The organism is Streptomyces sp. NPDC058464 (assembly GCF_042721035.1).
Taxonomy (GTDB): domain Bacteria; phylum Actinomycetota; class Actinomycetes; order Streptomycetales; family Streptomycetaceae; genus Streptomyces.
In genome coordinates this window covers 141,309-154,254 of sequence record NZ_JBHXMA010000019.1, presented here as the reverse complement: position 1 = coordinate 154,254, position 12,946 = coordinate 141,309, and the positions used below count along the sequence as shown (strand labels likewise).

Genomic DNA, 12,946 nt, shown 5'->3' with positions numbered 1-12,946 from the left:
ACGCTCCAAGGAACTGTCATGACGCAGACCTCGATGTTGCGCCAGATCACCGACTTCGCGAACCGCGCCAACCCGTACCCGCTGTACGAGGAACTCCGCAAGACGCCGGTGCTGCACGAGGAGGAGGACGGCCCCTACCTCATCAGCACCTACCACGACATCGAGGCCCTGCTCCACGATCCCCGGATCAGCTCCGACGAGTCCAACGTGACCGTCGGCGGGAACGACGAGCTGTCCGGTCCGGAGGCGACGGGACTCCCGCCGAGCTTCATCCGGCTGGACCCGCCGGAGCACGACCGGCTCCGCCGGATCGCCAACAGCTCCTTCGGGCCGCCGCACCGGCCGCACCGGCTCGACGACATGCGGGGCCAGCTGGAGGAGATCATCACCGGGCTGATCGACGGCCTGGGGGACGCCCGGGAGTTCGACCTGGTCGACCAGGTCGCCTACCCCTTCCCGGTCACCGTGATCTGCCGGCTGCTCGGCGTGCCGCGGGAGGACGAGCCCCGGTTCCGGGCCTGGGTCGACCCGATCGTCGCCGGGCTGGACCCCGACTCCCGTACGGCCGCCGAATCCCAGCGGACCGCGCAGGAGGCCCGGCTGCAGCTCGGCATGTACCTGAACGGGCTGGTGGAGAAGCGCACCAAGGAGGCGCACGAGGACATGCTGTCCGACCTGGTGCACAGCAGCGGTCCGGACGGCGCCATGACGACCATGGAAGTGCTCAGCACGGCGGTGCTGCTGCTCATCGCCGGGCACGAGACCACCGTCAACCTCATCACCAACGGCATGCTGACGCTGCTGCGGTACCCGCAGTACCTGGAGCGGCTGCGCGACGACCCGGGGCTGTCGGTGCGGATCGTGGAGGAGCTGCTGCGCTACGAGCCGCCGGTGCAGTTGCTCCCGCAGCGCACCTGCATCACCGACCTCGAGGTGCACGGGGTGACCATCCCCAAGGGGTCGCGCATCTGGCTGGTGCTGGGCGCGGGCAACCGGGACCCGCACCGGTTCACGGATCCCGACCGTTTCGACCCGGACCGCCAGGACATCCAGCACCTCGGCTTCGGCAGCGGCATCCACAGCTGCTTCGGCGCCCCGCTGGCCCGCCTGGAGGCCCAGATCGCGCTGGCCCAGCTGGCCCGCCGGCTCGACAACCCGCGGCTCGTCGAGGACCCGCCGCCGTACCGTCCGAACGCCGTGCTGCGCGGTCCACGGCACCTCAACATCGCGATCGACGGCGTCAAGTGACGGTCGGTCAGGACGGGAGTCGGCGCAACTGCACCAGACCCAGCCAGGTTTCCGGGCCGGGTCTGGTGTAGGCGGCCCGCACCGCGTAGGTGCCGGGTTCCAGCGGGACCCGGAGATGGTCGCCGCCCTCGGCCTCGCCGCCCGGCCAGGCGGAGTCGAACAGGACGACGGGGCCGGGGACCTGCCAGCGGATCTCGTTCTCCCACACGGCGCCGTCGAGGGCGGCGGGCACCTGCGCCAGGAGTTCCTCCTCCGAGTTGGCGGCGGACCAGCGGACGAAGGTGCCGTGGTCGGGCAGGAAGGACGTCGAGGCGGGTTCGTCGCCGAGGACCAGGGCGGTGCTGTCCCCGACCGGGAGCAGTCCGACGTAGCCGTCGACCTCGCAGGCCCGGTCGTAGTCGGTGGCCAGGTCCTCGCTGTCGGCGCCGGCCCAGAACGGCAGGACCGTCTCGGGGACCGCCACCAGCGGGCCGCCGCCCGACTCCACCCACTCCACCGCGCCTGGATCCGCATATCGAGTCATGGGGTGAACCTACACGGACAGCGAGGGCACAGGTTCGCCTCCGGGAATCAGCAACCGCAGTCGCCCGCGACGGGGGCCGTGAGCGGGTCCGGGGCGCGCCGCTCACGCCCCTGCCAGGTCTCGAACTCGAAGCCCTCACGCACCCAGTACTCGAATCCGCCGAGCATCTCCTTGACCTGGTAGCCGAGTTCGGCGAGCGCGAGGGCGGCGCGGGTCGCGCCGTTGCAGCCGGGACCCCAGCAGTACGTCACCACGGGCACGGCCCTGTCGAGGAGTTCGGCCGCCTGCTCGGGGACGAGCGCGGTGGGCAGGTGGACGGCGCCGGGGATGTGGCCCTGGTCCCAGGACTCGGTCGAGCGGGAGTCCAGGACGACGAAGCCGGGGTCGCCGCCGGCGGCCAGGGCGGCGGCCACGTCGGAGACGTCGGCGTGGAAGGCGAGGCTCGCCCGGAAGTGGGCGGCGGCCTCGGCGGGGGCGGCGGGGGCGACGCGCAGGACGGGGCTGACGGTGGTGTCGGTCATGTGAGGCCTTTCGCCGGCCGCCGTCGGTGCGGCGGATCTCCTTGGCCGCAAATCTACGAGGGCGACAGGGCGCCCTGAAGGCGCGATCCACGGCCCTGACCTTGTCCGGCCGGGGATTCCCTGTTATCCATCCCCCATGACCGACTTTTCCCCGGACGCCACCGACCGGCGCATCCTCGAGGTCCTCCAGCGCGAGGGCCGGGCCAGCTTCGCCGAGCTGGCGCGGGCCGTCGCGATGTCCCCGAGCGCGGTCACCGAGCGGGTGCGCCGCCTGGAGGAGGCGGGCGTGATCCAGGGGTACGCGGCCGTGGTCGACCCGGAGCGCCTCGGCCTGCCGATCCTCGCCTTCGTCCGCCTTCGGTACCCCAACGGCAACTACAAGCCCTTCCACGACCTGGTCGCCGTCACCCCCGAGATCCTGGAGGCGCACCACGTCACGGGCGACGACTGCTTCGTCATCAAGGTCACCGCCCGCTCGATGCGCCACCTGGAGGAGATCTCCGGCCGGATCGGCACGCTGGGCTCGGTGACGACGAGCGTCGTCTACTCGTCGCCGCTCCCGCGCCGGGCCGTCGGCACCTAGCGCTCCGCTGGATTTGCCGAGTCATGTCGTCGCTCGTCTGCGGCGCCGTCGTGGCTGGTCGCGCAGTTCCTCCCCCAGCCTTCGGCCGGGGGTACCCCCAGCGCCCCTTTGGGGCGCTAGACCCCCCGCTGCCGCAGAGCCGAGCCCGATCTGCCCTTCGTGACCTCCAGTTGGGCGTGGATGCGGCGGCGCAGGTCGGCGACGTGGCTGACGATGCCGACGCTGCGGTCGCGTTCGCGCAGGGAGTCGAGGACGTCGAGGACCTCGTCCAGGGTCTGGTCGTCGAGGCTGCCGAAGCCCTCGTCGATGAAGAGGGTGTCGAGGCTGACGCCGCCCGCCTCGTCGGTGACGACGTCCGCGAGGCCGAGGGCGAGCGCGAGGGAGGCGAAGAAGGTCTCGCCGCCGGACAGCGTGGCGGTGTCCCGCTCACGTCCGGTCCAGGCGTCGACGACGTGCAGTCCGAGGCCGCTGCGGCCGCGTCCGGTGCGGTCGTCGGAGTGGACCAGGGTGTAGCGGCCGGACGACATGCGCTGCAGACGTACGGTCGCGGCGGCGGCGACCTGTTCCAGGCGGGCGGCGAGGACGTACGACTCCAGGCGCATCCGGCGCTCGTTGTCGGCGGAGGTGCCGGCGGTGAGGGCGGCGAGGCGGGCGACCCGGTCGTACTCCTCGCGCAGCGGGGCCAGTTGACGCACACCCTCGGTGGCGCGGGCGGACAGCCGGTCGAGCTCGGCGCAGCTGCGGGCGGCCCGGTCGCGGGCGGAGGCGGCGTCGCGCAGGCGCCGGGCGGCCAGGTCGGCGGTGCGCTCCGCCGCGTCGAGGTCGGCGGGCGGCTGCTGGGCGGCCGCCGCGGTGTCGGCCTCCGCCAGGGCGGCACGCACCGCGGCCTCCTCGGACTGCCAGTCGTCCAGCCGCCGTTGGAGTTCGCGGTGGGCGGCGTCGTCGAGGAGGGCGGCGGCCGCGGCCTGCGGGGTGTCGAAACCGGCCCGGTAGGCGGCGTCGGCGAGCCGGGCGTCGGCGTCCTTGAGATGCCGGGCGGTCTCCTCGGCGGCGCGTGCGGTGTCGGCGGCGTCGGTGAGCAGCGCGGCCTGCCGCTCCAGCTGCGCGGCCCGCGCGGCCACGCTGGTGGCGCTCCCCCGGGCCCTGGCCAACTCCTCCTCCAGGGCGGCCTGTTCGGCGTCGAGGCCCTCGCGGCGGGTGAGCCGGGCGGCGGCCCGGACCTCGGCCTGCTGCCGTTCGTCCAGTCGGCGTTCGCGTTCCTGCTCGGCCAGCCGCAGCTCCTCGTGCGCCGCGTGCAGGGCGGAGCCGGCCCGCCGGGCCTGGGCGTACTCCTGCTCCAACTGGTCTGCTTGAGATGCCAGTTGCTCGGTCGGGGTGTCTCCGGCCTCGGCGGTGGCGGCGGCCAGTGCCTCGCGCGCGGTGCCGAGTCGCCGCTCGTCCCGGGCGCGCTGCTCGTCGGCGCGCTGGTGGGCGGCGAGCGCGCGTTCCTCGGCCTCGCGGTCGACGTGGCCCGCGAACTTCTCGGCCGGCGCCGGGTGTTCGGTGGCTCCGCAGACGGCACACGGTTCGCCGTCGGCGAGTTGCGCGGCCAGCTCGGCGGCGATGCCGTTCAGCCGCTGTTCCTTGAGGTCGAGCCAGTGCGTGCGCGCTTCCACGGCCCGCTGTGCGGAGGCGAGGGCCGCGCGCTGGGCCTCGTCGGTGTCCCGGCCCAGCTCGTCGCGGAGCCGCGCCGCCGCCAGCCGTCGACGGGCGGGGTCGCGCTGTACGGCGAGCTGCTCGGCGCGGGTCGCGGCCTCCTGGGCGGCGTCGATACCGGACTGGAGTCGCGTGCGCCTGGCGTCCCAGCCGGCGAGCCAGCCCGCGGCCTCGCGCAGGACGTCCTCGTCGTCCCGCTCCTGCCGGTCCAGGCGGCCGCGCTCGTCGACGGCCTCGGCGAGCCGTCGCTCGGCCCGGCGCGCGGCCTCCAGCCCGCCCAGCTCCTCGGCGGCCCGACGGGCGGCGCCGGCGAGCCCTGTCGCACCGGCTTCCGCGAAGCTCTCCGGCAACAGAGCACGCGCACGCAGCTCGGCGGCGGCCGCCCCGCGATGCCCGGCCTCGGCGGCCTCCCGGAGCTCCAGCGCCGGCGCCACCGCCTCCGCCCTGCGCCCCCGTTCCATCCGCGCCCGCGCCTCGCGATGGGCCCCGGCCCGCTCCTCCAGCCGTACCGCCCGCTGCCGCGCCTCCGCGAACCGGCCCTGGAGCCGCGCCAGTTCGCGGACGTCGGCCAGCGCGCGGTCGGCGGCGGAGTGGGCGGACTCGGCGGCGCTGAGACGACAGTGGGCGACGGTGAGGCGCTCGCGCGCGGTGCTGCGGGCCACGGCCGCGGCGGCGAGGACGGCCGAGGCCAGGCCGGGCTCCCCCGGGGCCAGCTCCGGCAGCTCCATCGCGTCGCCGGCTTCCTGCTGCATGCGGTGCGCGTCGGCCAGCAGCGCGGAGTCGCCCTCCCGCACCCGGGCCTCGGTCGCCTTCCGGCGCTCGGCGAGGCGCTTCTCCACGTCGGCGAAGCGCTGGGTGTCGAAGAGCCGGCCGAGCAGTTGGCCGCGGGCGCCGGCGTCGGCGCGCAGGAAGCGGGCGAAGTCGCCCTGCGGCAGCAGGACGACCTGGCAGAACTGCTCGCGGCTCATGCCGAGCAGCTGGGTGATCTCCTCGCCGATCTCCTGGTGCGAGCGGCTGAGGTCCTTCCAGGCGCGGGCGATCGCGTCGTACTCGCGCAGCCAGGTCTGGGCCTTGTCCAGGGTCGTGCCCGAACCCCGTTTCTTGGGGCGCTCCCAGGGCGGCTGCCGGGTGATCTCCAGCCGGCGTCCGGCGACGGTGAGTTCGAGGCGGACCTCGGTGCGGGTGGCCGGGTCGGCGTGGTCGCTGCGCAGGGTGAGGCCCTGGCCGCTCTGGCGGGCGCCGGGGACGGTGCCGTACAGCGCGTAGCAGACGGCGTCCAGGACGGAGGTCTTTCCGGCGCCGGTCGGGCCGTGCAGGAGGAAGAGCCCGGCGGCGGAGAGCGCGTCGAAGTCGACGGCCTGGGTGGTGCCGAAGGGACCGAAGGCGGTGACGTCGAGCCGGTGGAGCCTCACTGGGCGGCCTCCGAGTTCCGTCGCGGGTGCGTCGTCACCGCGCCACCTCCCGTACCGCGCCGTCCGTGCGCACGGCGTCGAAGGCGTCGCCCAGCACGGCCAGTTCGCGCTCGTCGGGGCCCGCGCCGCGGACATGGGCCACGAAGTCCTCGGCGATCTGCCGGTCGGTGCGGCCGGCGAGGCGGCGGGCGTAGGAGACGTCGGGGTCGTCGGGGGCACGGTCGGGGGCGAAGACCAGGCTGAGGGTGTGCGGGAAGCGGTCGGTGAGGCGGGCCATGGGGTCGGCGGGGCGGACCGGGTCGGTGAGGGTGGCCTCGATCCAGGCATCCTCGTGGGGGGTGAGGGCGGGGTTCGCGAGGAGGTCGTCCAGGGTGCCGCGGATGCGGGCCAGCGGACGTGGGACCGGGCAGTCGAGCCGCTCGGCGGCGACCGTGCCGTCGGCGGCGAGGTCGACGAGCCACATGCTCTTGCGGTGGTCGGCCTCGGAGAAGGAGTACGCGAGCGGGGAGCCGGAGTAGCGGACGCGCTCGGTGATGGTCTGGCAGCCGTGCAGGTGGCCCAGCGCCACGTAGTCGACGCCGTCGAAGACGCCGGCGGGGACGGCGGCCACCCCGCCGACGGTGATGTCCCGCTCGCTGTCGCTGGCCTCGCCGCCGGTGACGAAGGCGTGCGCGAGGACGACGGACCGGGTGCCGGGCGCGCGGGCGGCGAGGTCGGCGCGGACCCGGTCCATGGCGGCGGCCAGCACCGCCTCGTGCCCGGCCTTCTCGACTCCGAACTCGTCCTTCACCAGGGCCGGTTCGAGGTACGGCAGCCCGTAGAAGGCCACGTCGCCGAAGGCGTCGGTGAGCACGACGGGGGTGCCGGAGGCGGACGGTTCGGTGCGCAGATGGATGCCGGCACGGTCGATGAGACCGGCGCCGACGCCGAGGCGGCGGGCCGAGTCGTGGTTGCCGGAGATCATCACCGTGGGCACGCCGAGGTCGGCGAGCCGGTGCAGGGCGTCGTCGAACAGCTCGACCGCGGCCAGCGGCGGGACCGCGCGGTCGTACACGTCTCCCGACACGACCACGGCGTCCACGGCCTGCTCGCGTACGGTCGTCACGAGGTGACCGATGAACCCGGCCTGGGCGCCGAGCATGTTCACCCGGTGGAACGCCCGGCCAAGATGCCAGTCGGAAGTGTGCAGCAACCTCATGAAACCGCTCCGACCCGCACGTTCACCCCTACTGCGCCTCTGAAACCAGCACGAACCAGCACAGGGCTCGCCCTTCACACCCGGCCACGCTAACGCATGCGGCCCCCTGGTCCACCACATACCTCACATCACCCCGGAGCCCGGAGTTCGCACGTGCCCGGGTCGCGCGACCTGGTTCACGTCTCCGCGTCGATCTCGTCGGAACGCGTCACGAACCGGGCGGTTCCCCCGGTCACGCGGTACAGGAACTCGCCGGTGTCCTCCTCGACCTGGAAGTACTGCTCCACTGCGTCGAAGGCGATACGGCGGGTGATGCCCTGCCAGGGGCTGCGCAGGAGTTCCCCGCGCAGGGCGGACCGGTCGTCGTCGCCGAGGGAGGCGAGCCCCTGTGCGGCGAAGCGGACGGCGTCGTACGCCTCGGCGGCCCAGGGGCCGGGGGCCTGTCCGTGGCGGGTACGGAACGCGGCCGCGAACGCCTTGGTGCGGGGGTCGGCGCTCGCGTCGGTGTAGCCCGCACCGATCCGCCAGTCCTCTCCGACGGCGAGAAAGGACGCGCCGAGGACGTGCTCGCCCCCGACCCGGGCGCCCCGGTGGCCCGCGTCCCGCAGCGCGCGGGCGCAGGCGGCGGCGCGCTCGGGCCGCACCCCGCCGAAGAGGACGGCGTCCTGGGGCCGGGCGGCGATACGGCGGGCGGCGGCGGTGAAGTCCGCGTCCGCGGCGACGTCCTCCACCGCGGTCTCGCCGTCGAGCTTGCCGTGGACGGTGGCGATACGGACCGTGGTCAGGCTCTCCTTCTCGGTGGCCAGGTCGTGCACGATCACCGTGCGGTCCGGTTTGACGGCCCGGTTCAGATAGAGCAGTGCCCCGGGCGGGCCGGTGGTCTGGGTGGTGCGCAGGACGAGCCCGGTGGTCATCTTGACGCCCTGCAGGTCCTCGGCGTCGGCCCGGACGATCAGCAGGGTCAGCCGGGCCTCCGTGCACGGGGGCAGGGCCGCGGGCGCGGTCGCGTTCCCGCCCGTGGCGATCACCAGGGACACCGCCGGGTCGGCGGCCAGCCGGGCGGCCGCCGCGGCGCATCCCGCCGCGGTGCCCCGGTCGTCGGCGGTGCGCAGCACGAGGTCGACGGTGCGCCCGGCGTCCTTGTTGTGCTGCTCGACGGCGAGGCGGGCACCGCGTATCTGGTTCTGGTGGAAGGCGTCGTCCGGACTGCCGAGCAGCGCGAGCACATGCCGGGTCCGGCGGGCGGAACCGGTGTTCGCGGCCGCGTTGCCGCGGCCCCACCGCCACCACGCTCCCGCCCCGCCCACCGCGGTGACCCCGAGCGCGGCGCCCGCGACGAGCAGCCGCCGCCGGGTGGGCGAGGGCGGGTCCTCGGGGACCTCGGCCAAGTCGGCGGGGGCGGGCCCGGAGAGCACGGTCGGATCGGGCACCGGCAGGTCGAGGACGCGGGCGGCCCGCGCGGCGACCAGGGCGGGCAGCCCCTCGGGCAGCCACCCGTCCGCGGCGAACCCGCCGAAGACGCCGAGGAGTTCACGCGTATCGGGGCGCAGCTCCGGCTCCTTGGCCAGACACCGCCGGACGATCCGGCCGAGACCCTCCGGTACGCCGTCCAGGTCGGGGTCCTTGTGCACGGTCCGGTACAGCACGGCCGCGGCGCCGCCGGTGCCGAACGGGGGCCGGCCGGTGGCCGTGTGGGCGAGGACACAGCCGAGCGAGAAGACGTCGCTGGGCGGGCCCACGGTGCGCGCCCGGGCCTGCTCGGGCGAGAGGAAGCCGGGAGAGCCGACGACGGAGCCGTCCGCGGTGAGCGCGGTCGCGCCGACGGCCCGCGCGATCCCGAAGTCGATCAGGCGCGGCCCGTCCGCGGCGAGCAGTACGTTCGCGGGCTTGACGTCGCGATGGACAAGACCGGCCGAGTGCACCCCGTCCAGCGCCTCGGCCAGGGCGGAGCCCAGGCTGCGCAGCTGCGCCTCGGGCCAGGGCCCGTGCAGCGCGACGGCCTCGGCCAGCGACGGGCCGGGCACGTAGGCCGTGGCCAGCCACGGCTCACGCGCCTCGGCGTCCGCCCCGACGACCGGCACCGTCCACCGCACCGCGAGGCCCGCGGCGAGTTCGGCCTCCCGTCGGAAACGGGCCCGGAAGCCGGGGTCGTCGGCGTACTCGGCGCGGATCACCTTCAGCGCGCACCAGGCACCGTGCGGCGAGCGCGCCAGATAGACGACGCCCATGCCGCCCGCCCCGAGCCGCCCCGCGAGCCGGTGCCCGCCGATCACCGAGGGGTCGGACGGCAGAAGCCGCTCCACTTCAGCCGCCTCCGTTCCCCTGCCGTCCCCGCTCCTGGGCTCCGGCCGGCATCGTCACTCCGAGTATCCCCTCCCGCCGCCTCCCGACAGCGGCCCGTCCCGGCCTTCGACCGCCGTCGGCCTTCAACGGCATCGGCCTTCAGCGCCGGCGGCCTGCATCCGCCGGCGGCGCCCGTCAGCTCTTCTGCGCGCTCGCCGCGCGGATCAGGTCGGCGAGCGAGCCCAGCTGGTGGAAGGTCCCGTCGCGGACCTGGTGGACGAAGGTCCCGGCCGCCCAGCCGTCCTCGGTGCTGTCGTACTGGTGATACGTGCCGAAGGCGTACGTCCGGGCGATGCCCTTGTAGGTGTACTTCGCCTTCGCCAGCCGTTCGGCCAGCTCGGCACGGACCGGTCGGCGACGGGCCCCGGCCGGGACCGTGCGGGCGAACTCGGCGAGCAGCATCCGCACACTGTCGTACGCCTCGGTGGCGTACGGTTCCGGAGTGCCGCCGTAGCGCTTGCGCCAGGCCGCGGTGAAGTCCTTGGCCCGCTGCGTCGTCAGTGCGGAGGGGTCCACGGCCGAGGTGACCACGTACCAGCCCTCGCCCGCGGTACCCGCGAGGCGCGGGAAGTCCGAGCCGTACAGCTCGTGCTGCATCCAGCGCGGCCCGGTGAAGCCGGCCGCCAGCAGTTCCTTGGCCGCGCGGACGGTGGCGTCCAGGGGACCCAGGTACACGAAGTCCTCGACACGGTCGGCGACCAGGTCACGGACCACCTGCGGGCTGTCGTTCGTCCCCTCCGCGACGACGCGGGGGACGACCTGCACGCCGAGGTTGTCGCGCCAGGCATTGACCAGCGAGGTGCCCTGGTCCTGCACGATCGAGCCCCCGGCCCGGTCGATCACGATGCCGGCCGGCGCCAACTGGCCGCTCGCCTTGGCGTGCAACGCGATCCAGCTGCCGAGCGCGAGATGCGAGGCGCTGCTCTGGAACGAGGTCTTCGGCGACGTCGCGAAGTAGTCCTGGTGGCCGGTGGTGCTGGACACATGGGTCAGCCCCGCCTCGCCGTAGACGGCTGCGGCCGCCCCCATCGGGATCTCGGCGACCGGGCCCAGTACGGCGACGACATTCCGGTCGGCGGTGAACGCGAGGGCCACCTGCCGGGCCGACTCCGCGTCGCCCTGGTCGGCGCGGACCTGCACCTTCAGGTCGTAGGCGCGCTTCGGTGCGGCGTTGTGCTGGGCGACGGCCAGACGCGCGGCGCGTTCACAGGCCCGGCTGACGGCGGTGTGGGCCGAGTCGGCCGCTGTGTGCACGCCGAGGACGTACCCGGGGCGGGTGCTGCCGGACGGCTTCTTGTCGTCGTCCTCCGACGCCCACACCGCCGCTCCGGTCCCCGCGCCCGCGAGCAGCAGCGCACCGCCGACGAGCAGCAGGCGCCGCCTGCCGGGGCGGCGGACGGGGGTGTCCGCCGGGTCGGGCGCGTCCGCCGGGTCGGGCGCGTCCGTCCCGTCCACGGCCGTGGGCTCGATGTCGGGCAGGGCCAGGCTCTCGGCTGCCCGCGTGGCAACCATTCGGGCGACGGAGTCGGGCAGCCAATTGCCGGAGCCGTCCGGAACGTCCTCGGCAAGCAGGCGTCGTATCTCGTCGGCCGTGGGCCGGGCGTCGGGGTCCTTGGCCAGGCAGCGCTCCACGAGGGTGCGCAACTCACCCTCCACACCGCCGAGTTCGGGCTCGTCGTGGACGGTCCGGTACAGCAGGGCGTCCGGCGTACCGGTGCCGAACGGCGGGGTTCCGCTCGCGGCGTACGCCAGGACACAGCCCAGCGCGAAGACATCGCTCGCCGGTGTCGCGGGCCGCCCCTCGGCCTGCTCCGGGGCGAGGAATCCGGGCGTGCCGACCACGAGCCCGGACGCGGTGAGCGCCGTGTCCTCCGCCGCGCGCGCAATGCCGAAGTCGATCAGGCGAGGGCCGTCCAGCGCGAGCAGGACGTTGCCCGGCTTGACGTCCCGATGCACAAGACCGGCCGCGTGCACCGCCTCCAGCGCCCCGGCCAGCAGGCCGCCGAGGACGCCGACGACACGCGCCGGCAGCGGGCCGTGCGTGGCGACCGCCTCGGAAAGGGCCGGCCCGGGGACGAACGCGGTGGCCAGCCAGGGCTCGCGCGCCTCGGCGTCGGCGTCCAGGACGGGCACCACCCAGGGGTTGTCCACCCGCCGCGCCAGTTCCGCCTCCCGCGCGAACCGCGCCCGGAAGGCGTCGTCACCGGCGCTCTCCCCCCGGATCACCTTGACCGCGGCGAGGGCGCCCGCGTCGCTGCGCCCGAGGTAGACGACGCCCATCCCACCCGCGCCGAGCCGCCGGAACAGCCGGAACCCCGCGATGCGGGACGGATCGGAGGACCGCAACGACTCGCTCACTGTTCCGCCCCCTTCGTCGCGACCGGCTCTTCCGTGCCGTCCGCGTCACCGCCCGCGGCGCCCCACTGGTCGATCTCGGTGGCCACCAGGCTCACTCCCTGGTAGACCCCGCCGGTGACGGTGTCGTCCTCCTCCTGACTCCGGCCCGCGCCGTGCCGTGCCGTCGCGGCCACGGTGACCGGGCCGAGCCGGAACTTGTGCCAGTCGAAGGGGTGCGCCCTGCTCTCGCCGTCGGCGATCCACTCCCCGAGCTCCGTCAGGTCGTCCTCGGAGATCGGGGTCCGCCCGTCGCCGGCGGCGTCGACCTGGGAGTACAGGCCGCGCACCACGTCCGTGGTGTTCAGCCGCTGCTCCGGGCAGCGCAGCGCCGACTCCATCGACCTCGCCATGTCGCGCCGCGCCGCCACGGTGCTCTCGTGCACGGTCACGGTCAACGACACGTACACCGCCCCCTTGCCGTCCTGCTCCGGCAGCTCGTACGCCCGCGTGAGGCTGGCCAGCGCGGTGTCCGGTAACGCCTCGCGCCGCCACAGACAGTCCTCGCCGAGCACGGCCCACTCGGCCGGATCACTCTCGAAGGGCTCGCGTCTGCGGTACCCGGCACCGAAGTAGTCGGGCCGCACATCGAGTCCACGGACGAACGCGACCGCCTCGGCCCGCGTCTTCGGCGCCCGTTCCTCCGCGAGCGTGTACGGCTCGCTCGCATCGGTCGCCGACGGCGACACCGAGGGCGAGGCGCTGGGACTTCCCTTCGTCTTCCCGCCCGCCGCTGCCGCGTTGTCCGGCTCGCTCGTGCACCCCGCCAGCAGCAGCGCCCCGGCCGCCGCGGCCAGGACTGGTCGCCACCCGTCCATGCATCACTCCCCTTTTCGCCTGTGCCGCACCCGTGGAGAGGCAGTGTGGCGTAAGTAAAGCGCACACCAACTACCCTTATAGAAACGCCCAGTTAAGGGTTCCGACGGCAACGCAGGGCACTCCGGTTGCACCCGGCGCGAGCGCATCTGTTGGGTGTCAGCGGGTGCGACCGCGGCGCGGTGGGGGACGAAACCCCTCACCGTGGGACGA

At 74.4% G+C, this 12,946-nt stretch carries 9 protein-coding genes; 2 read left to right on the top strand and 7 right to left on the bottom strand.

The genetic code is table 11. The features are described 5' to 3' along the window. Positions 1-18 precede the first annotated feature (18 nt). Positions 19-1,248, top strand: coding sequence for a cytochrome P450 (locus tag ACFWPQ_RS24925; RefSeq protein WP_384038738.1), 1,230 nt, complete (start codon positions 19-21; stop codon positions 1,246-1,248). Between the two features lie 7 nt (positions 1,249-1,255). Here the strand turns inward: ACFWPQ_RS24925 and ACFWPQ_RS24920 are convergent, their stop codons facing one another. Together ACFWPQ_RS24920 and ACFWPQ_RS24915 are read right to left on the bottom strand one after the other, a co-directional pair. Then, positions 1,256-1,771: an immunity 21 family protein gene (locus ACFWPQ_RS24920; RefSeq protein WP_361299351.1), complete on the bottom strand. Its 516-nt coding sequence runs from the start codon at positions 1,769-1,771 to the stop codon at positions 1,256-1,258. Positions 1,772-1,818: 47 nt separating this feature from the next. Next, positions 1,819-2,292: a rhodanese-like domain-containing protein gene (locus tag ACFWPQ_RS24915; protein ID WP_384038735.1), complete on the bottom strand. Its 474-nt coding sequence runs from the start codon at positions 2,290-2,292 to the stop codon at positions 1,819-1,821. A gap of 136 nt (positions 2,293-2,428) precedes the next feature. Between ACFWPQ_RS24915 and ACFWPQ_RS24910 the strand changes: the two genes are divergently transcribed. Further along, complete coding sequence (locus ACFWPQ_RS24910) at positions 2,429-2,875, top strand: Lrp/AsnC family transcriptional regulator (RefSeq protein ID WP_384038732.1); 447 nt, start codon at positions 2,429-2,431, stop codon at positions 2,873-2,875. Between the two features lie 116 nt (positions 2,876-2,991). Here the strand turns inward: ACFWPQ_RS24910 and ACFWPQ_RS24905 are convergent, their stop codons facing one another. From ACFWPQ_RS24905 to ACFWPQ_RS24885, 5 genes are all read right to left on the bottom strand, one after another. Continuing rightward, positions 2,992-5,982: an AAA family ATPase gene (locus tag ACFWPQ_RS24905; protein ID WP_384038729.1), complete on the bottom strand. Its 2,991-nt coding sequence runs from the start codon at positions 5,980-5,982 to the stop codon at positions 2,992-2,994. A 34-nt stretch (positions 5,983-6,016) separates the two neighbouring features. Continuing rightward, positions 6,017-7,180 carry an exonuclease SbcCD subunit D gene (locus ACFWPQ_RS24900; RefSeq protein WP_384038727.1) on the bottom strand — a complete coding sequence of 388 codons (1,164 nt, stop codon included), beginning with the start codon at positions 7,178-7,180 and terminating at the stop codon, positions 6,017-6,019. Between the two features lie 176 nt (positions 7,181-7,356). Further along, positions 7,357-9,483, bottom strand: coding sequence for an ABC transporter substrate-binding protein (locus ACFWPQ_RS24895; RefSeq protein ID WP_384038724.1), 2,127 nt, complete (start codon positions 9,481-9,483; stop codon positions 7,357-7,359). Positions 9,484-9,658: 175 nt separating this feature from the next. Then, complete coding sequence (locus ACFWPQ_RS24890) at positions 9,659-11,881, bottom strand: bifunctional serine/threonine-protein kinase/ABC transporter substrate-binding protein (protein WP_384038721.1); 2,223 nt, start codon at positions 11,879-11,881, stop codon at positions 9,659-9,661. Next, on the bottom strand, positions 11,878-12,735 hold the full coding sequence (locus ACFWPQ_RS24885) for a hypothetical protein (RefSeq protein WP_384038718.1): 858 nt from the start codon (positions 12,733-12,735) through the stop codon (positions 11,878-11,880). The genes ACFWPQ_RS24890 and ACFWPQ_RS24885 overlap by 4 nt, the downstream gene beginning before the upstream one ends. Positions 12,736-12,946 lie beyond the last annotated feature (211 nt).